The 20,019-nt window shown below is 59.6% G+C and carries 18 protein-coding genes and 1 pseudogene; 7 read left to right on the plus strand and 12 right to left on the minus strand.

What is annotated here, in order from left to right:
• Positions 1–22 precede the first annotated feature (22 nt).
• The 3 genes from ACR3E2_RS18095 to ACR3E2_RS18105 are packed head-to-tail and all read left to right on the plus strand — an operon-like array spanning position 23 to position 2,814.
• Positions 23–556, plus strand: coding sequence for a TRAP transporter small permease (locus ACR3E2_RS18095; RefSeq protein WP_480484890.1), 534 nt, complete (start codon positions 23–25; stop codon positions 554–556).
• 4 nt (positions 557–560) lie between these two features.
• On the plus strand, positions 561–1,874 hold the full coding sequence (locus ACR3E2_RS18100) for a TRAP transporter large permease (protein ID WP_480484891.1): 1,314 nt from the start codon (positions 561–563) through the stop codon (positions 1,872–1,874).
• Between the two features lie 7 nt (positions 1,875–1,881).
• Positions 1,882–2,814: a hypothetical protein gene (locus tag ACR3E2_RS18105; protein ID WP_480484892.1), complete on the plus strand. Its 933-nt coding sequence runs from the start codon at positions 1,882–1,884 to the stop codon at positions 2,812–2,814.
• A gap of 32 nt (positions 2,815–2,846) precedes the next feature.
• Here the strand turns inward: ACR3E2_RS18105 and ACR3E2_RS18110 are convergent, their stop codons facing one another.
• The 9 genes and pseudogenes from ACR3E2_RS18110 to ACR3E2_RS18150 all read right to left on the minus strand — a co-directional run bounded on the left by ACR3E2_RS18110 (position 2,847) and on the right by ACR3E2_RS18150 (position 10,557).
• Positions 2,847–3,209 carry a cupin domain-containing protein gene (locus tag ACR3E2_RS18110; RefSeq protein WP_480484893.1) on the minus strand — a complete coding sequence of 121 codons (363 nt, stop codon included), beginning with the start codon at positions 3,207–3,209 and terminating at the stop codon, positions 2,847–2,849.
• Between the two features lie 30 nt (positions 3,210–3,239).
• Complete coding sequence (locus ACR3E2_RS18115) at positions 3,240–3,374, minus strand: hypothetical protein (RefSeq protein WP_480492845.1); 135 nt, start codon at positions 3,372–3,374, stop codon at positions 3,240–3,242.
• Between the two features lie 22 nt (positions 3,375–3,396).
• Positions 3,397–5,170: pseudogene (gene xsc, locus ACR3E2_RS18120) on the minus strand (sulfoacetaldehyde acetyltransferase).
• A gap of 42 nt (positions 5,171–5,212) precedes the next feature.
• The gene (locus ACR3E2_RS18125) at positions 5,213–6,616 is read right to left on the minus strand and encodes an NAD(P)/FAD-dependent oxidoreductase (RefSeq protein ID WP_480484812.1); all 1,404 of its coding nucleotides are present in this window, start codon (positions 6,614–6,616) and stop codon (positions 5,213–5,215) included.
• A 37-nt stretch (positions 6,617–6,653) separates the two neighbouring features.
• The gene (locus tag ACR3E2_RS18130; protein ID WP_209507924.1) at positions 6,654–7,040 is read right to left on the minus strand and encodes a nuclear transport factor 2 family protein; all 387 of its coding nucleotides are present in this window, start codon (positions 7,038–7,040) and stop codon (positions 6,654–6,656) included.
• A gap of 26 nt (positions 7,041–7,066) precedes the next feature.
• Positions 7,067–7,561 (minus strand): universal stress protein, encoded by a 495-nt coding sequence (locus ACR3E2_RS18135; RefSeq protein ID WP_209507926.1) that lies wholly within the window; start codon positions 7,559–7,561, stop codon positions 7,067–7,069.
• A 17-nt stretch (positions 7,562–7,578) separates the two neighbouring features.
• A complete protein-coding gene (locus ACR3E2_RS18140) occupies positions 7,579–8,919 on the minus strand; it encodes a TRAP transporter large permease (RefSeq protein WP_480477501.1) in 1,341 nt (446 codons plus the stop codon).
• A 17-nt stretch (positions 8,920–8,936) separates the two neighbouring features.
• The gene (locus ACR3E2_RS18145; RefSeq protein ID WP_480477503.1) at positions 8,937–9,473 is read right to left on the minus strand and encodes a TRAP transporter small permease; all 537 of its coding nucleotides are present in this window, start codon (positions 9,471–9,473) and stop codon (positions 8,937–8,939) included.
• Between the two features lie 67 nt (positions 9,474–9,540).
• Positions 9,541–10,557, minus strand: a complete 1,017-nt coding sequence (locus ACR3E2_RS18150; protein WP_267366014.1) for a TRAP transporter substrate-binding protein — start codon at positions 10,555–10,557, stop codon at positions 9,541–9,543.
• A gap of 157 nt (positions 10,558–10,714) precedes the next feature.
• Between ACR3E2_RS18150 and ACR3E2_RS18155 the strand changes: the two genes are divergently transcribed.
• The 4 genes from ACR3E2_RS18155 to ACR3E2_RS18170 all read left to right on the plus strand — a co-directional run bounded on the left by ACR3E2_RS18155 (position 10,715) and on the right by ACR3E2_RS18170 (position 17,350).
• A complete protein-coding gene (locus ACR3E2_RS18155) occupies positions 10,715–11,641 on the plus strand; it encodes a LysR family transcriptional regulator (protein WP_480484811.1) in 927 nt (308 codons plus the stop codon).
• A gap of 279 nt (positions 11,642–11,920) precedes the next feature.
• Positions 11,921–13,960, plus strand: coding sequence for an oxidoreductase (locus ACR3E2_RS18160; RefSeq protein WP_480484810.1), 2,040 nt, complete (start codon positions 11,921–11,923; stop codon positions 13,958–13,960).
• Between the two features lie 58 nt (positions 13,961–14,018).
• Positions 14,019–16,037 carry a CocE/NonD family hydrolase gene (locus tag ACR3E2_RS18165; RefSeq protein ID WP_480484809.1) on the plus strand — a complete coding sequence of 673 codons (2,019 nt, stop codon included), beginning with the start codon at positions 14,019–14,021 and terminating at the stop codon, positions 16,035–16,037.
• A 170-nt stretch (positions 16,038–16,207) separates the two neighbouring features.
• Entirely contained in the window at positions 16,208–17,350 is a 1,143-nt protein-coding gene (locus tag ACR3E2_RS18170; RefSeq protein ID WP_480477513.1) for an amidohydrolase, read from the plus strand.
• Positions 17,351–17,438: 88 nt separating this feature from the next.
• Here ACR3E2_RS18170 and ubiV read toward each other — a convergent pair whose 3' ends face one another.
• The 3 genes from ubiV to ubiT are packed head-to-tail and all read right to left on the minus strand — an operon-like array spanning position 17,439 to position 19,883.
• Positions 17,439–18,359: a ubiquinone anaerobic biosynthesis protein UbiV gene (ubiV, locus tag ACR3E2_RS18175; protein ID WP_480484808.1), complete on the minus strand. Its 921-nt coding sequence runs from the start codon at positions 18,357–18,359 to the stop codon at positions 17,439–17,441.
• A gap of 4 nt (positions 18,360–18,363) precedes the next feature.
• A complete protein-coding gene (ubiU, locus tag ACR3E2_RS18180; RefSeq protein ID WP_480484815.1) occupies positions 18,364–19,341 on the minus strand; it encodes a ubiquinone anaerobic biosynthesis protein UbiU in 978 nt (325 codons plus the stop codon).
• Positions 19,341–19,883, minus strand: coding sequence for a ubiquinone anaerobic biosynthesis accessory factor UbiT (gene ubiT / locus ACR3E2_RS18185; RefSeq protein WP_480484807.1), 543 nt, complete (start codon positions 19,881–19,883; stop codon positions 19,341–19,343). Before ubiT ends, ubiU begins: the two co-directional genes overlap by 1 nt.
• Positions 19,884–20,019: the final 136 nt, after the last annotated feature.

The following is a 20,019-nucleotide window of genomic DNA, read 5'->3' on the forward strand; positions in this document are numbered from 1 at the left end:
ATCAGAACACAGCGGGGACGGCATGGCGGTTTTGCGAGGGCTTCGGTCCGTATTGGATTTCATTTATCTGGCGGCAGGGGTTCTGGCGGCACTCAGCCTGATTGCCATATTGCTGCTGATCGTAGTGCAGATGCTGGCCCGCTGGACCGGCGAAGTGTTTCCCGGCGCACCGGACTATGCCGGTTATGCGATGGCTGCCGCCTCTTTTCTGGCGTTTGCCAACGCACTGAACCGGGGCAGTCACATCCGCGTATCGATCCTGCTGAACGCGGTGCCAGACGGGGTGCGGCGCATTCTTGAAATCTGGTGCTTTGCCATTGGCACGGCTGTCATGTGGTATTTCTGCTGGTATGCCTATCGCTTTGTCTACTGGAGCTGGAAATTCAACGATGTCAGCCAGGGGCAGGATAGAACCGCCCTTTGGATCCCTCAATCGGCGATGCTGATCGGTGCCGTGATCCTTGCCATCGCCCTGACGGATCATCTGATCCATGTCCTGTTCCGCGGTGAACATCGCATCATCCGCGATCTGGCCGATCAGAGTCACGGAGAGTAAGCGCATGGAAAACCTGGCTGTTATCATCCTCTTCCTCTTTGTGCTTTTTACCCTGTTGGGCACCGGCGTGTGGGTCGGACTGGCCCTGATGGGTGTTGCCTGGGTCGGGATGGAGCTGTTCACGACACGCCCCGTGGGTGACGTGATGATCACGACCATCTGGTCGGCATCGTCCTCGTGGACCCTGACCGCCCTGCCAATGTTCATCTGGATGGGCGAGATCCTGTACCGAACGCGACTGTCCGAGGACATGTTCAAGGGGTTGTCGCCATGGATGGCCCCCCTGCCGGGTGGTCTGGTGCATACGAATATCGTTGGATGTACTGTCTTTGCCGCTGTCTCGGGGTCATCAGCGGCAACCCTAACGACCGTCGGAAAGATGTCGATCCCCGAGTTGCGCAAACGCAATTACCCCGAACGGATGATCATCGGCACGTTGACCGGTGCGGCCACTTTGGGGCTGATGATCCCTCCGTCCCTGACCCTGATCGTCTACGGGGTGACGATCAATGAATCGATCACCAAGCTGTTCTTCGCCGGTATCCTCCCCGGCCTTGTTCTTGCGGCGATGTTCATGGGCTATGTCGCGCTGTATTCCAAGCTGGGAAAGGACTGGAACCCGAATGACGAAAGCAAACTGAGCTTTTCCGAGAAAGTCAAAAACTCACGCTTTCTGCTGCCTGTGATCCTGCTGATCACCGTTGTCATCGGGTCGATGTATCTAGGCTATGCCACCGCGACCGAAGCCGCCGCTTTCGGCGTGATCGGGGGGCTTTTGCTGGCCGCCGGTCAGGGGTCGCTGACCTGGAAGAACTTTACCGAAAGCCTGATGGGGGCCACGCGCACCAGTGCGATGATCGCCCTGATCCTTGCGGGGGCAGCCTTTTTGTCGCTGTCGATGGGGTTTACCGGCCTCCCACGCGGACTGGCCGACCTGATCGCAGGATGGGATCTGACACGGTTCGAGCTGCTGATGGTCTTGCTGGTATTCTACATCATTCTGGGATGCTTTCTGGACGGGATTTCTTCGGTCGTGCTGACCATGGCCGTGGTTGAACCGATGATCCGTGACGCCGGGATCGACCTGATCTGGTTCGGCATCTTCATCGTGGTTGTTGTCGAGATGGCGCAAATCACACCGCCAATCGGGTTCAACCTGTTCGTGATGCAGGGCATGACAAACCACGAAATGAGCTACATTGCACGCGCCGCGATCCCGATGTTCCTGATCATGGTATTAATGGTTTTCATCCTCATCTGGTTCCCGGATCTGGCGACCTGGCTGCCGGAAAATCTGCGCCAAAGCCCGGGCGGGTAGAACGGCCTTGAACCCGCTTCATCTGGCGGCGCGCCATGGCCCTCATGTTCTGATCACCGGGCTGGCGGCTGGCCTTCTGCTGCCGTCCCTGGCCGAGCCGATGCGAAACCTGCTGCCGCCTCTGGTCGTGTTGTTGCTGTTCGTCACGGTCCTCAGGATGAACCCGGAAACCATTCTCGGGTCGCTGAGTGATCTGCAGAAGGTTGCATTCACAGTCATCGGGTTTCAATTCGTGATGCCGCTGATCGTGCTGGCCATCGGGTTTGCGGGGGGGTGGACTGGAACGCCTGTCCTTTTGTCCCTGCTGATCATGGCGGCGGCCCCGTCCATTTCAGGCAGTCCCAATATGTGCCTGATGATGGGCCATCCGCCTGAACACGCGATGCGGCTGATGGTTGTGGGTACGGCGCTGTTGCCGCTGACCGCATTGCCCGTATTTCTGCTCATGCCCGAACTGGGGGATATTCAATCTGTCTTGCAGGCCGGGTTGCAATTGCTGCTAACCATCGTACTTGCAACCGCGGCTGCCATTATCACCCGGCGCACAGTTCTGCGTGCACCTTCACCCGCGATGCTGCAGAATTTGGAGGGATTGGCGACACTTACCTTGGCCGTCTTTGTCATCGGGCTGATGCCTTCGGTCAGCGCCACGGCCCTGAACAATCCCGCCATTGCAACCTTCTGGATCGCGCTCGCCTGTCTGGCCAATTTCGGGGCACAAGCCGTTGCATTTCACCTGAGCCGAAACCGGCTGCCCGCAGACAAATCGACCGCGATATCGATCATCGCGGGAAACCGGAACATCGCCATATTCTTTGTCGCCCTGCCACCCGATGTCACCGCCCCGATCATGGCCTTCATCGGCGCGTATCAGATCCCGATGTACCTGACGCCCATGATCATGCAGCGCCTTTATGGCAAGAACAACTACCCCTCGTAACGGCATCTGCACTTCGGAGCACCTTGCGGGTCTTACGTGCAATCCCGGATCACAAAGTGCTTCGTCGTTTCCTCAATGACTTCCCAATAGCCGCGAAACCCGTTCGGGATCAGAAAACTTGCCCCGTCGCGAAAATCCTGTCGGGTGCCGTCTTCGTGGATCAAAGCGCAATGGCCTTTGACAATATAGCAATATTCGTCTTTGTCCGTGAACGCATGCCATTTTCCGGGCGTCGAGGTCCATGTGCCCGCCGACAACTTGCCATCCGGACTGGTAAAATGCATCCCGATCTGGTGATGCGGATCGCCTTCGACAACGCGGCCCGGAAGATCGGCCAGACGCCGTTCGCTGCGTGTTGCGGGCGCACCGAAGAGATTGAGAACCTGAGATGTCATGACATCATACCCTCCTGCTGAGCGTGTGTTTCAAAACAGCACGACCCCCCTCTGCGCGTTGATGGCCCCTTTTGTGATGCGGGGGTCGTTGCCTTCGCTGAGGGCGATTATGGGACGGGTGGCCGGAGCGTTTTGCCGCAACAGCTCGACGGGTGTCAGGGTCATGTGCTCCGGCCTCGTCCTGGGGTTAAGCGCCCTGCGCCTTCATGTCATCGGCGCTGATGCCGGCGACGGCGACGGGTTTTTTCATCGCGTCGCGGCGGAAAGGCTCGCCAAGCTCCTGGTTGATCAGGGCCTCGATCAGCGTGGTGATGCCGTTCTTCTGGTCCTCGATCGCCTGGTTCAGCGCCGCGGTCAGCTCGTCCTGGGTGCGGGCGACAACGCCTTTCAGGCCACAGGCCTGCGCGATACCGGCATAAGACACCTTGGTGTCCAGCTCGGTGCCCACGAAGTTGTCGTCGAACCACAGGGTCGAGTTGCGCTTTTCCGCGCCCCACTGGTAGTTGCGGAACACGATCTGGGTCACGGCGGGCCATTCCTCGCGGCCAATCGCGGTCAACTCGTTCACCGCGATGCCAAAGGCGCCGTCACCGGCAAAGCCCACAACCGGAACATCCGGGCAGCCGATCTTGGCACCGACAACGGCGGGCAGGCCATAGCCGCAGGGGCCGAACAGGCCCGGCGCCAGGTATTTGCGACCCTCTTCAAACGACGGATAGGCGTTGCCGATGGCGCAGTTGTTGCCGATGTCCGAGCTGATGATCGCCTCTTTCGGCAGCGCCGCCTGAATGGCGCGCCACGCCATGCGCGGGCTCATCCAGTCGGGCTTGGCCGCGCGGGCGCGCTGGTTCCGTGGTGCCCGGATCGTCATCCTCATGGGTCATCGAGGTCAGTTCCTGCGCCCAGGCCGATTTCTTCTGCGCGATGCGCTCTTTGCGCTCCTTGCGGCCTTCGTCACCGGCGGTGTCGCTCAGCTGGGCCAGAATACCCTTTGCAACCTTGGCAGCGTCGCCGATGATGCCGACGCTGACCGCTTTGGTCAGGCCGATACGGTCGGGGTTAATGTCGACCTGGATGATCTTGGCATCCGCGGGCCAGTAGTTGATGCCATAGCCCGGCAGGGTCGAGAACGGGTTCAGACGGGTGCCGAGGCACAGGACAACATCCGCCTCGCTGATCAGCTCCATCCCCGCTTTCGAACCGTTATAGCCCAGCGGACCGGCAAACAGCGGGTGGCTGCCCGGGAAGGCGTCATTGTGCTGGTAGCCGACGCAGACCGGCGCATCCAGACGCTCGGCCAGCGCTTTCGACGCCTCGATGCCGCCTTCGGCCAGAACCACACCGGCGCCGTTCAGAATGACAGGGTTTCTGGCGTTCGACAGCAGCTCGGCCGCCTGGGCCACGGCGGTTTCGCCACCCGAGGGGCGCTCGAACTCGACAATGGCGGGCAGGTCGATATCGACAACCTGGGTCCACATGTCGCGCGGGATGTTCAGCTGGGCCGGGGCGCTGGCGCGCTTGGCCTGCATGATCACACGGTTCAGAACCTCGCAGACGCGGGTCGGGTCGCGGACCTCTTCCTGATAGGCGACCATGTCCTCGAACAGCTTCATCTGCTCGACTTCCTGAAAGCCCCCCTGACCGATGGTCTTGTTGGCCGCCTGCGGGGTCACCAGCAGAAGCGGGGTGTGGTTCCAGTAGGCAGTCTTGACGGCGGTCACAAAGTTGGTGATGCCCGGACCGTTCTGCGCGATCATCATCGACATCTTGCCGGTCGCCCGGGTGTAGCCATCCGCCATCATCCCCGCGCTGCCCTCATGCGCACAGTCCCAGAACATGATCCCAGCCTTCGGAAACAGATCCGAAATCGGCATCATCGCAGAGCCAATGATCCCAAACGCATGTTCAATACCATGCATCTGCAAAACCTTAACAAAGGCCTCTTCCGTCGTCATCTTCATAGGGGTGTTTCCTTATCTTCAGAACGCCAAAGCGTTGGTAAATTAGAGTATTTCGTCTCTGAGGTAATAGCCGACATAGGCTATGCGCTGGCCGAGGCGGCGGAAGGGTGTCAGGATGCCATGGCTGGGCAGCGGGGACGTGAAGATCGGCAGGGCAAAGGCCTTGTCTTTCTTGCCCGCGATCAGCTGTGCCATACGACGCCCGGCCTGAGCCGAGTACATCACGCCGTTGCCACCATATCCCATCGCGTAGAACACGCGCTGTTGCGGGTCTGGTTGAAAGATACGCGGCATCATATCGTGGCTGACATCGACCCAGCCCCACCACGAGTAATCGAGGTTGATATCCGTCAGCGCCGGGAACTTTCGGGCAAGACCCTTTTTCAGAAGCTCCAGATGTCTTTCGTTCTCGGCATCCCGCCCCGTTACCGCGCTGCGGCTGCCGATCTGCATCCGGTTGTCGGGCAATAAACGATAGTAGTGGCGCAAGGTGCGGGTGTCCGTCAGGGGTGATTTGGTCTGAATGCCACACTCATCCAGTTCGGCCTGGGTCAGCGGCCGTGTCACCATCGAGTTTGACAGGATAGGCATCAGGCGGTGCTTTGTGCGCGTGTTCAGGCCCGGTGGGGTATAGCCCGCGGTTGCCAGGGCCACCGTTTTGGCGCGGACGATGCCGCCCGGTGTGCGCAGGTGATGCACGCCGTTTTTCGTCTGCCATCCCATGACCGGACTGCCGGTGTGAATTTTCACCCCCAGACGGCGCGCCATGTTGACGTAGCCGAACGCCAGTTTACCCGCATGGATGCAGGTCCCGTCAGGTTCCCACATGGCACCTGCGGCCTCCATATCGCGCACGTGCTTTTCGTGAAGTTCTTCCCGGGAGAGGATGCGCGAACCATAGCCGAACACGTCGTTGAGCAGCTTGCTCTCTTTCTTGAGGGACGGCATGACCTTGTCGCGATGCGCGATGTAGTAGTGGCCACCCGGCTGGGGATCGCAATCGATATCGTCGGACGCAATCAGATCGTTGAACAGCTGAAACGCTTCTGTGACCTCGGCATGCATGCGCTTGGCCACGTCCGTTCCCCACCGTTCGATCCATTGCGACCGCTTGAGCCGCCCGGATGAAATCTGGGCCTGCCCGCCGTTGCGGGTGGAGCAGCCCCAGGAGACGGTATTTGCTTCTAAAACAACGGCTTGAATGCCGTGTTCCTTGGCAAGATGGATGGCGGTGGACAGGCCGGTATACCCCGATCCGATCACCACCACATCTGCATCCATATCGCTGGACACAGGTCCATCATCGGCCGGAGGTGTTCCGGCCGTTCCAATCCAATATGTGGGCGCGTGGTCGCGATTGTGACCCGGACCCGCATCAATGATCGGGTCATATTTGGGGTCATAGCTGGCCTTGGGCCAGTGACGCGGGATGCTGTTATCCACCATTCTTGTTTTTCTCCGAGGCTGCGCGCAGGGCGGCGGATCAGGCTTTGAACATTGGGCGCGTTTTGCGAAGCGCCTGTTTTACAACGATTTTACCGTCACGAACCGTGAACAGATCCGCACCTTCAGCTTCGATCCGCATACCGTTTGCATCGGTTCCCGAGAAGGTCCACTCGGACACCGCACGATCACCGTGGACAAAATGGCTGTGATGATCCCAATGGGCGTCTTTCATGCCTGCCCAGACGCCCGAAAACGCAGCGGCGATGGCTTCGGCACCTTCAACCTTGTTGCCGTATTTCTCGTCGCCGGCCACGGTGTAGAACACGCAGTCGTCGGCGAAGTGGGTCATCACCCCGTCGATGTCGTGGCGGTTAAACGCGTCAAACGTATCCGCCAGGTCCTGCGCGGTCAGGGTTTTGTTCATTTTGTACTTCCTTGTCAGTGGGGTTGTTACATTTCGTCCGGGTTCGGAACGATCAGTGTCGGGATCCTCGAGCGCCGCAAAACGCGTTTTGCGACCGTGCCCAGGAAGGTGTGCGAAAAGCCGTGGTCATGCGCGCCCAATACTATCAGGTCGCAACCCAGTTCGACCGAGCGGCGCAGGATCACTTCGGCGGGATGGCCGTCAGTCACCTCGACCGAGGTGACCTGATCGCGAATTTTCCCGTCGTCGCCGTCGAACTGCGCCCAGAATTTGGCTTGCCGTTCGGCCAGAACCTTGCGCACCATCTCGTGACGACGCTCAATCGCGGTCTTGCGGGTCTCTTCGTTCATGATGAATATTTCCATCGTGATCTTGGCGTCTTCCGACAGGGGTTCGTTCACATGCAGCACGTGAATTTCCGCCCCGGTGGCCTGCGCGATGCTTGCGGCATGGCGCATGGCGTGACCCGAGTTTTCGGACAGGTCGGTGGCAAACAGGATGTTGGTGACCATCTGTTTCATGTCGTCATCCTTTCAGATCAGTAGCCAAACAGCCGTGGGAGCCACAGCGACAGTTCAGGGAAGAAGGCGATGATGAAGATCGCCACCGTGTTGGCCGCCGCAAAAGGCAGCGCGCGAAGCGAGATCTGTTCGATCGAGATGTTCGAGATACCGGATGCGATGAACAGGTTCTCGCCCAATGGTGGCGTCTGGAACCCGATGCCCAGCGTACAGACCATCACCACGCCAAAATGGATCGGGTCGATACCCACCGAATAGGCCACCGGCAGCATCACCGGAACCAGGATCAGGATGGTGGCCAGTGTTTCCATGAACATGCCGACGAAGAGCAGGAAGAAGATGATCAGCGCCCAGATCACATAGAGGTTGTCGGTAAAGCTGAGCATCCCTTCTGCGATGATTGCCGGGATCTGGTTTTCCACCAGCAGACGACCAAACACCGTTGCTGTGAACAGGATCAGCAGAACGCGGCCGGTTAGCCATGTGGTGGCTTCAAGCGACTGGAACAGCGACTGCCAGGTCAGTTCGCGATAGATGACAACACCCACGAACAGGGTGTAGAAGATCGCGACGATTGCAGCCTCGGTCGGGGTGAAGAAGCCGGTATAGATACCGCCCAGGATCACCAGCGGAGCCATCAGCGACCAGAACCCGCGATACATCTCGCACCCGACATTGCGGATCGACCAGCCCTCGGCGACACCTTTGTAGCCACGCTTTTTCGACATGAAATAGTTCAGGATCAGCAGGCTTGTGGCGATCAGGAAGGCGGGTACGAACCCGGCAATGAACAGTTTCGAAATCGAAACCGACTGGAAGGTGCCGAATTTCTCGACCGCTTCGGGCGGCGGGGCCATACCGAGCGCGGCAATGCCGAAGATCACCATCGGGATGGAGGGAGGAATAATAATCCCGAGGCCGCCAGAGGACGCAGTGATCGCCGAGGCATAGCCGCGCTCATAGCCGCGGTCGATCATTGCCGGGATCATCAGCATCCCAACAGCCGCGGTTGTTGCCGGGCCCGAGCCCGAGATGGCACCAAAGAACAGACAGGCCATGACCGTTGCCGCCGAAATACCACCGGTGAAGGGACCGGCCAGACTTTCGGCAACGTTGATCAGGCGTTTTGAGATACCGGCGGCCTCCATCAGGGCCCCGGCAAGGATAAAGGCTGGCAGCGCCATCAGCGGGAACGAGCCCACGGATGTAAAGGCGATCTGCACGAATTTGATCGGATTGTCGCCCAGATAGAGAAACGAGATCAGCGACGCGACACCCAGCGCCACCGTGATCGGCGCGCCAATGAGCAGCAAGAACAGAAATGATCCAAACAGGACCGTGACGATTTCGGATTCCATGGTTACCCCTCCCGGTCTCAGTGGTCTTTGGCCGCTTCGGCAGCGGCCTTGATCTCGTCCAGATCGATCTGGTCGGGATCGTGAATGTCCTCGCCTTTGACAAGGCGGCGGTAATTCACCTGAATGATGCGGAAGGTCATCAGCGCAAATGCGATGGGCAGCACCATGTAGATATACTTCATCTCGATGCCCAGTGTCTGGGATTTCCAGAACTTGTTCATCTTATTGAAAACAAAGTCTGTCGCCAGATAGAGGAAGTAGACATTGAAGAAGAGCCAGAAGAGGTCGGCAAAGGCTTCGACATATTTGATCGACCCATCAGGCAGGAATTTGAACTGGAACGTCACGCGGTTATGCGCCCCTTTCAGGGCGGCGTAACTTGCACCGAAATAGACGAACCATACGAACATGTAGACCGAGAGTTCTTCGATCCAGCTGACCGAAAAGCCGAAGACTTCGCGCGCGATGATCTGCACGAATAAAAGGCAGACAAAGCCGGATAAGAGTATCCGGCAGATGACACTTTCTATGTTGTCCAGAAATTTCCAGAACATGTGGTTTCACTCCTCCCTGAGATGAGAAGAGCGCCGTGGCGCTCTTCCCGGTATCGCTCTGCGGCGATTATTGCTGCACCGGCTCGCGGCCGATGGCTTCCAGAACGGTGTTCAGTTTTTCGACGCCACCGATGGAGTCGTAGAACTGGGGCCAAACGGCACCTGTTGCCAGTTCGATGAACTCGGCTTCGTCGTTTTCGGGATCGATGATCTCCATGCCTTTGGCGGTCAGCTCTTCCTTGATGGCGGCCTCGGAATCCCGCAGGAATTGTGCGGATGCCAGGGTGGCTTCTTGTCCTGCTTCAAGGAGGATTGCCTGATCTTCTGCGGACAGGTCCTGGAAGACCGCTTCTGAAACGATCAGCGGTTCAATCGAGAAGATGTAGCGCAGGTTGGTGACGTGGTCCTGAACCTCGTAGAACTTCATCGCGTTGATGGTCAGGTAAGGGTTGTCCTGCCCGTCGACCACCTTGGTTTGCAGACCGGTGAAGGTTTCCGACCAGGCCATCGGCGTCGGGTTGATACCCCATGCCTTGTAGGTTTCGATCATGATCTCGTTCTTGGGAACGCGGATGACCAGATCCTGAAGGTCAGCAACCGATTTGACCGGTTTTTTCGAGTTGGTCAGGCGGCGGAAACCGGTATAGGTCCAGCCGATGATGCGCACGCCGGCATCACGGATGGTGTTTTCGACCAGTTCCTGACCGATTGGGCCCTGGGTCAGCTTTTCGGCATCTTCCAGGCTGAGGATCACGTAAGGCAGCGTGAAAACACCGACCGAAGGCGAGAACGGCGTGATGTTGTTGATCGCCAGCAGAGACATATCCAGCGTGCCGATCGCCGCCTCGTTCACGGTGTCCTGTTCGGACCCCAGCTGACCGTTCAGAAACAGCGTTGCGGTGTGGGCACCGCCCGATTTCTCTTCCAGCGCCTTGACGAAGGCGATGCCCAGAGCTTCCTGTGCGCTTCCTGCGCTATCGCCCACTGCGATCTTGAAGTTCTTCGCATCAGCCGTGCCCGCAACCATCAGTGCAGCAACGGAAACGGCGGCGCTGATGGTGCCAAGCTTTTTGATAAATGACATGGATGTCCTCCCATTTGTCGTGTTTCGAGGTGCGCGATGGCCTGGGGAGAAGGTGGCCAGTCCGATTCTGCCTCGGCCACAAGAGGCTATCTTGCCAACATGGTTTCGTCGTTGTTAATATTTGCGTGAAAGGTTTCACAAATGTCGAACTTATAATATGAGACAAAACCCACTGGCCACCCGCATCGGGGACACGGACATCCGCCTTCTTCGGGTTTTCAAAACCGTTGCGGAAAGCGGAGGGTTTTCAGCGGCGGAAAATGAGCTCAACATCGGGAAGTCAACAATCTCGAAACACATATCGGATCTGGAGCTGCGGCTGGACTTGAAGCTGTGCAACCGTGGCCCGGCGGGTTTTTCCCTGACTGAAGACGGCGAAAAAGTGCTGGCCGCGACAGAAGACCTGCTGATTTCGGTTTCTCAGTTCAGAACCGAAGTCAACGAGATCAAGCAGCAACTGGCAGGAAGTATCCGCGTGGCGTTGTTCGATCAGTGTACCACGAACCCAGAAGCGCGCCTTGCCCGCGCCATTCACAGGTTCAACGAAGCCGCCCCTGCCATCCAGATCGAGTTGTCGATCGAACCGCCCAACGTCATTGAGACCATGGTTATCAGCGGGCAGCTGGATGTCGGGATCATCGCCCTGCACCGCCCCTCGGCAAGCCTGCATTATGCGCCGCTTTATGGGGAAAACATGTTTCTGTATTGCGGGCAGGCCAATCCGTTGTTCAGCCAGTCCGCTGACACGCTGAGCCTGCGGGACATTCAGGCGTTCAACTATGCGGGTCTGAACGTGAACTCGCCCAACCTGATCTATGGCCAGCAACTGGGGTTTCGGCGCGCTGCCAAAGTGCAAAACGAGCAGGCTCTTGCAATTCTTATTCTGTCAGGCAGCTATCTGGGCTTTCTTCCGGACCATCTGGCGCAGGAATTTGTCGAACAGGGGCTTATGAGGCAGGTGATGCCGCAGGAAATCAAATACAGAACGCGCTTTGCGGCGGTGACACGGAAACATCCGGATCCGACACGTGCGGCCAAGCTGTTTCTGGAAACCCTGCTGAGCGTTCATTCCGACGTGCCCTGAGCCCGGCCTTGTCGCATGTTTGCGCAAGGGCACCCCGTTTATTAACCGATGACATGCGCCAGCCGGGGGCGCGCGGCCGCGCTTGTCCTGTCCACTACGGCGAAAGGCATGAGGAAAATGGGTCGAAAACGTCCGATTGAAAACAAATTTGACTTGGCAATTCCAGTTTGATTTCAATCGGCAAAGACCCTCACCTCTTGCCCCCAGACAACCGGAGAGCCGCATGTCATCCGACCCTGTTGCCGCCTTGCGCACTCAAACCGATCACGAGGCGCTATCATGAGCCGCGATGCCTTGCTGCAACCTTATCAGCTAAAGCACCTGACGCTGAAAAACCGGATCATGACGACCAGCCACGAACCCGCCTATCCCGAAGATGGGATGCCGACGGAACGCTATCGTGCCTATCACGAGGTGCGGGCCAAAGCGGGGGTTGCGATGACCATGACGGCGGGGTCGGCCGTTGTCAGCCGCGACAGCCCGCCTGCGTTCAACAATATCCTAGCTTACAAGGACGAGGTGGTCCGCTGGATGGCGGAGCTGACGGATGCCTGCCATGCCCATGGCTGTGCGGTGATGATCCAGCTGACCCATCTGGGGCGGCGCACGGGCTGGAACAAGGGTGACTGGCTGCCATCCCTGTCGCCGTCGCACGACCGGGAACCGGCGCACCGGGCCTTTGCCAAGAAGATGGAAGATTTCGACATCGCGCGGATTGTGACCGATTACGCCGATGCTGCCGAACGGATGCAGGCCGCCGGGCTGGATGGAATTGAATTGCAGGCCTATGGCCATCTGATCGATCAGTTCTGGTCGCCGATGACCAATCGGATGGACGCGCCTTTTGGGGGCAATCTGGACAACCGGTTGCGCTTTGGCTTCATGGTTCTGGATGCAATCCGCGACCGCGTCGGGCGCGATTTCATCATAGGGGTCCGTTACACCGCCGACGAGGTGGAAAAGGGCGGCATCACCGAAGCGGAAGGGCTGGAGATTGCCCGAAGGCTGCGTGACAGTGGTCAGGTCGATTTCCTGAACATTATTCGCGGGCGTATTCATACCGACCCGGCCATGACGGACGTGATCCCGGTTCAGGGCATGAAAAGCGCACCCCATCTGGATTTCGCCGGGCGCGTGAGGGCCGAGGTTGGGATGCCGACCTTTCACGCCGCGCGCATTCCCGATGTGGCAACGGCACGGCATGCGGTGGCCTCGGGCCTGCTGGACATGGTCGGCATGACCCGCGCACATATGGCCGATCCGATGATCGTTGCCAAAATCCGGGCCGGACGGGAAGAGGACATCCGGCCTTGCGTTGGCGCCACCTATTGTCTTGACCGCATTTATCAGGCGGGTGAGGCGCTGTGCATCCACAACCCGGCCACCGGGCGCGAATTGTCGATGCCGCATGTGATCCCCGCCGCTGAAACGCGCCGCCGCGCGGTGATTGTGGGCGCAGGCCCCGGCGGGCTTGAGGCCGCGCGGGTTGCGGCCGAGCGCGGGCATGACGTCACCGTTCTTGAGGCCGCGCCCGAACCCGGCGGTCAGGTGCGGCTGACCGCGCAATCCCGACGCCGGGCCGAGATGATCGGGATCATCGACTGGCGCATGGCCCAATGCGCGGCGCGCGACGTGACATTTCGGTTCAACACCTTTGCGGACGCCGATGCTGTAACCGCGCTTGCGCCGGACATGGTGGTGATCGCAACCGGCGGGTTGCCCGAGGTGACGGTTCTGGAGGCGGGTAACGATCTGGCGGTTACTGCCTGGGATATCCTGACCGGTGATGTGCGCCCCGGCGACAATGTCCTTATCTATGACGATGCGGGGGATCACCCGGCCCTGATGGCGGCTGAGGCTATCGCAAAAGCGGGCGGGCGGGTAGAAATCATGACCCGCGACCGAAGTTTTGCCCCCGAAATCATGGGAATGAACCTGGTGCCCTACATGCGGGCCCTGCAAAAGACCGGAGCCGTGTTCACAGTCGCCCGGACGCTGAAATCACTGGTGCGATCAGGCAATCAGCTGGAGGCAGCCATTGGAACGGATTACTCGGACCTGACAGAAAAGCGCCTGTATGATCAGGTGGTTGTCAATCAGGGTGTTTTGCCGCTGGATGATCTGTACTTCGACCTGAAACCGCTGTCGCGCAACCTGGGCGCCGTGGATTATGAAGCGCTGGTTAGCGGGTCCGGCCCCGTGTTTCCGCAATCTGTCCCAGAGGCCGGGTTTGATCTGTACCGGATCGGAGATGCCGTTTCATCACGTAACACGCATGCCGCCATTTACGATGCGCTGCGCTTGGGGCTTCGGTGGTGAGATCAATGAAGCACACCACAAGCAGCCTTTCACCTGACAGTCAGTCAAAGGACCGGACATGAGCAACACAGAGGTCATCGAAACCGTTTGGATTCCCATGCCGGACGGCGCAAAACTTGCGGCCCGGCTTTGGCTGCCCGGATCGGCGCGAACAACGCCTGTTCCCTGTGTTCTGGAATACATCCCCTATCGCCGCCGGGATCGCACCCGGATGCGGGATGAAAGTATGCATCCGCATTTCGCCGCAGCAGGCTATGCGTCGATCCGGGTGGATATCCGCGGTTATGGCGACAGCGACGGGATCCCCGAGGATGAGTATTCGCATCAGGAGATTCAGGATGGACACGACATCATCCAGTGGATTGCAGATCAGGACTGGTGCGACGGAAATGTCGGAATGTTTGGCAAAAGCTGGGGGGCGTATAACGCCTTTCAGGTGGCCGCGACCCGCCCGCCTGCGCTGAAGGCGATTGCGCCGGTGATGGGAACGGATGACCGCTGGCGCGAGGATATTCACTTTTACGGCGGCTGTCTGGCCAATGACAATTTCTGGTGGGGCTCGATCATGCAGCTGTACAATGCCATGCCGCCCGACCCCGAGATTGTGGGCGCGGATCGCTGGATCGACATGTGGCGCGCACGGTTGGAGGGGGTCGAATTCTGGCCCGCCATGTGGCTGGAACATCAGACCCATGATGACATGTGGCGGCGCGGCTCGATCTGCGAAAACTATGCGGATGTCGATGTGCCGGTGTATTTCTTTGGCGGATGGATGGACCTGTATCGCGACACGCCGTTCCGCATCGCGGAACACCTGAGCGGGCCGGTCAAGATCCTGATGGGCCCCTGGGCGCATCTGTATCCGCAAGAAGGGGTGCCGGGGCCCCGGGTCGATTTCGTCGGCGAGGTAATCCGGTTCTGGGACCATTGGCTGAAGGGGATCGACACCGGCCTGATGGACGAGCCGCCGCTGCGGTTTTTCCTGCAAGACAGTGCCGCCCCGTCCGGAACTCATGTACACCGCGAGGGGCGGTGGATCGAAGAGCCGAGCTGGCCATCGCCAAATGTCAAGGACCAGCCCTTGTGGCTGAATGACGGAACGCTGGACGCCTCCACCGGGTCGGGCGGGGAGATGTCGGTCTGTTCGCCACAGAATTTCGGGGCCGCAGCGGGCGACATGTGTTCCTTTGCAATACCCGGAGATATGGCAGCAGATTGCCGGATCGAGGCCGCAGGGGCGCTGCAATTCAAAGCAAAGCCCTTGGAAAAGCCCATAGATATTCTGGGCCAGCCCTCGGTAGACCTGACAGTTTCTGCCGATCGGGCGCAGGGCTTTGTTGCGGCCCTGCTGGTGGATGAGGCCCCGGACGGCGCACAGACGCTGATTGCACGCGGGTTCTGCAACCTGACGCACCGGATCAGCGACACTGAACCGACACCGATTACACCCGGCGAAGATTTGCACGTGACTGTCCCGCTTTATGGAACCGGTTATCGGGTATTGGCGGGTCATCGCATCGTTCTGCAAATCGCGTCTGCCTATTGGCCGGTTCTGTGGCCAGCGCCGGAGCCGGTTACGCTGACGATCCGACCCGGCACGTCGCGGCTGATCCTGCCCACGCGCAGCCAGCGAGATGACGCGCCAGCCCCACGCCCGCTGCCGGAACCTCAGGGTTCCGACGTCGCCCCGCGGAAGACGAACGTTCGCTCCGGCTCGATGGAGCGTTCGGTTCACACCGATCTGACCAATGGCGCGGTGACACACAGGTATTTCCTTGACGGGGGTGTCTTTGGGCCGGTGGGCGATATTCGCCTTGACGATATCGGCACGGTGCTGAGCGATATGTCGGATCGACGCTACACCATCCAGCCGGGTGATCCGTTGTCGGCAGTGGCCACAATGGAGCAAACCGCCGGTTTCGACCGCGAGGGTTGGTCAGCCAAGATCTGGACCTGTTCCGAACAAACGGCGACAGCGACCGAATTTCACCTGACCGCGCGCCTAAAGGCGTGGTCGGGTGACGATCTGATCTTTGAGGACGAACAGTCTTATGTCATCCCCCGCAACGGGATGTAGGCGCAGAATGGTTTACAGACCTGCCCGTCTTGAGGTGTGTGGGTTCACAGGATCGAAACTGTTCAGGGCGCTCATCCGGGGACAACTTGCATCAATCGGAACCGATCTTTGAGCGAGATTGCAAAATCCTGTAGCAAGGGCGCAAGAAAGCAGGATGAAGGAGTGTTGCCATGACGAGTTTTTCCGAAAACCTGCGCGCCCTGCGGCATGAGTTTCACCGTAACCCCGAGCTTGGCTTTCAGGAGGACTGGACCAAGGCCCGGATCGCCGATCACCTGAGAAGCCTTGGCATCGAGGTGCATGAAGGTGTCGGCGTTGTTGGTGTTCTGCGCGCGGGCCATGGCAACCGGTCCATCGGTCTGCGCGCGGATTTCGACGCGCTGCCCATTACCGAAGCCAACAGCTTTGCCTACAAGTCTCGGAACCCGGGCGTGATGCATGCCTGCGGCCATGACGGCCATACGACGATGCTGCTGGGCGCGGCCGAGCTTTTGGCCAGGGATCAGGGCTTTGACGGCACCGTTGTCTTCCTGTTCCAGCCCAACGAGGAGCACGGGCTGGGCGCGCGGGCGATGATTGAGGAAGGCGTCCTGCGGGATTTTCCGATTGACGAAATCTATGGCGCGCACAATCTGCCGGGCGAACCCGTCGGGCGGGTTTCAACCCGCGCCGGTGTCATTTGTTGCAGCGAAAGCCTATTCGAGATCACCATCACCGGTCAGGGCGGCCATGCCTCGATGCCCCATGTCGGGCGCGAGACAATCACGCCCGCAGCAGAGCTTGTTCTGGCCTTGCAAACCATCGTTTCGCGAAAGCTTGCCCCATTGTCTGGCGCGGTCGTTTCCGTGACCGAGTTCATCACCGATGGGCAGCGCAACGTCCTGCCGGGTCGAACAGTGTTGAAAGGGGACGCACGGGCGATGTCCCCCGATGACCGCGCGCGGATTGAAAACCATATGCGGCAGATCGCGGCGGGCCTGGCGGAAAGCCATGGTGTCGCGGTGACGGTGGAAATCCGGACCGAATTCATCGAGGCAATCAACGATGCCGACGCCGCAACCCATGTGGTTTCAGCAGCAAAAACGCTGGGCCTTGAGGTTGACGGCGACCGGACTGCCATGTCGTTTTCCGAGGATTTCGCGGAATTTGCGGCTGCGGTTCCGGGGTGTTTTCTGCTGATCGGCAATGGAACCGAGGGGTCGAATGGCCGCCCCCTGCACGCGGACGATTATGATTTCAACGACGCGCTGCTGCCATTGGGGGCAAACCTGTGGGCCGAACTGGTGCGGCAACGTCTGCCAGTGACCACCTGACTGCGCAGGACGATCCGTGGATGTTTCGGATCGCTTCCTCTGGTCGCCTCAAACATTCGCCCACGGATGCCGGACTTTTCCAGAATGATCAGCGTGCCGCTTCGGTGGACACGCGTGCCGAACCCGACCATTCAGCACCGGATGCGCCGGTCAGGAACCCATCGCTTAGCCTTATACCGGGATCGTCCGTGCGCAGGGCATGTTCCAGATCGCCCCGGTCAAGTTGACCATCCAGCCGCTGACGGTAGAGCGCGCAAAGCCTTGGGAACCCCTGAGATTGCGGCGACAGTCGCAGGGCCGAGACGCCCGCGCTTTGCAGCAACTCGATCTGGTGATCCGTGCAGGCATAGCTGTCTGACAGGGTCTGCACACCGTTCATGGCCATGAACGGCTGTCCATCGCCGGTCAGCACATCCAGCCCGTTGGGATCGTTTTCGCAGGCAAACTGGCAATTATCCTTGCTGCGCCCATGCAGGCGCGCATGGTAACACCGGCCGGAGATGGCCAGCGGCAGGCGACCGTGGCCCCAAACCTCGACCGCGACACCCAAACTGGCGGCGGCCTGTGCCAGAACCCTGACCGAGGCGATTGGCAGTTCCGGCGGCAGGCATATGCGACGCGCCCCGCGTGACGCCAGCCATGCAAATGTGCCTTCGTTATAGACATTGATCAGCGGTCCGACATCGAAATCGGTGTTTTCGGGCAGATGCGCCAGCGCGGTCAGGTCGTTGATCTCGACCGTGACCCCCAGATCCGCCAGATCGGCGGTCAGCTTGCGTTCACGCTTGAGCGTCACCAGTGCAAGACTGGTCAGCGCAACCTGTTTGCCTGCCTCAACCAGCCGGGCAATCGCGTCGGGAATCCGGTCCTGATAAAACGGCAGGCGCTTGGAGCAAACCAGCTCACCCAGCACGATGCGGTCGACGGGGGTTTGGGCCAGATCCTCATAAAAGGATGTCCAGTTTTCGGCGGGCCAGAAAAACTGGTTGGGGCCAACGGTCAGTTCCATCGCGCTATCTCCAGGTTTTTTTGTAGGCGCCGGTTGTCATGGCCTGGCCTTCGGACAAACGGGCCAGCATCCCCTCGGGCAGAGGGCGTCCGGCCTCAAGCGCGTCGACAGCGGCGCGGAAATTCCGAACCACCTGCGCGACGTAGGATTTCGAACGCTGGCGCCCTTCGATCTTCAGCGCGGTAACACCGGCCTTCTGCAATCGCGGGATCAGCCGTTCCGCGTTCAGGCTGACGGGGTCTTCGAACAGGTGGCCCGTCTTTTCACCTGCGGAAAAGCACCCTTTGCACAATGTCGGGTAAGGTGCAGGCTGGTTTCGTTCGACTCGGTGGATCAGGTAGCCACCCAGACGGGTGTTCAACGCGCCCTTGTCGTTCTGGTATTCAACATGGCTGGCGGGCGAACAGACGCCATTCATGTTCGGAGACAGCCCGGTGGCATAAGAAGACAGCGAACAGCGACCTTCGGCCATCACACAGAGCCCGCCGAACACAAAAACCTCGGTCTCGACTTCTGTTTCGGCGTTGATGGCGGCGATTTCGGGAACCGACAGCACGCGCGGCAGGACTACGCGTTTGACGCCAAAAGTTTCGGCATAGAAGTTGATCACATCGGCATTTGCGGCTGCGGCCTGCACGGACAGGTGCCTGCGCAGCCCCGGATGATTGCACGCGGCATAATCCAGCAACCCAATATCGGCGAGGATCACGGCATCCACGCCGCAGGTTTCCGCATCGGCCACGGCGCGGTGCCAGATTGCTTCGTTGCCGGCGCGGGGAAACGTGTTGATCGCAACCAGCACCCTGGCCCCGTGGTCATGGGCAAAGGCAACGCCCGCGCGCATTTCGGCCCGGTCAAAGTTCAGACCGGGAAAGTTGCGCGCATTGGTTTCATCATTGAAGCCGCAATAGACCGTATGCGCCCCGGCCTTGACGGCTGCGCGCAAAGCGGCGGGCGTTCCTGCCGGGCAGACGATTTCCATTACCATAGTACAGCGTCTTCCGGTCGGGTCAGGTACAGGCCGGTTCGACGTTCCACCAACGCGATGAGCTGCTTGAGCGGGCGCGCAAGCGGGCCGGAGAGGGCTTCGGCCTCGTGCGCGAGGTCCAGTTCCGCGTCGTCGATTGCATTGCGCAGCGCCAGCGCCGCAGCCGTATCGCCCTCGATCACCAGATCACGTGAGAAGAACAGCGCATCGCCGTCAAACGCGCCGTGAACCAGCCCAAGAAGGGCCGCCAGAGGGCCGGAAATACGCGCAACCCCTGTCCCGCCGCGCCGGGTCAGTGTCACCTTTGGGGCACCGCCATTCGGATCAAGCAGCAGGACAACAGGCAAATCCGTCGGATCAAGAACGAAAACTGATCTTCCGTATGCGCCAAGCCGTTGAAACATTTCCGGGTTTTTCTTTGCCAACTGGCGCGTGAAGACCGTCAGCGACAGTGATAAGGGGGCAAGCGGCGCTATCCGAAGCATCGCCGCCAAAGCCGCCGGGCAGCGCGGTATCGTGTTCTCAGGAACGGGCAATAAGACCTCCTGCTGTCTCAACATTGTGACCTTGGATGCCTTCCTAGGACGATCGCGGCAGGGGTGACTTGACGGTTGTCAATTCGACCCCTCGCTTTCGTTGCTAGAGGGTGGACACCACCGTCGGAGCAACCCC

It is taken from the genome of Ruegeria sp. AL7, from assembly GCF_056536105.1.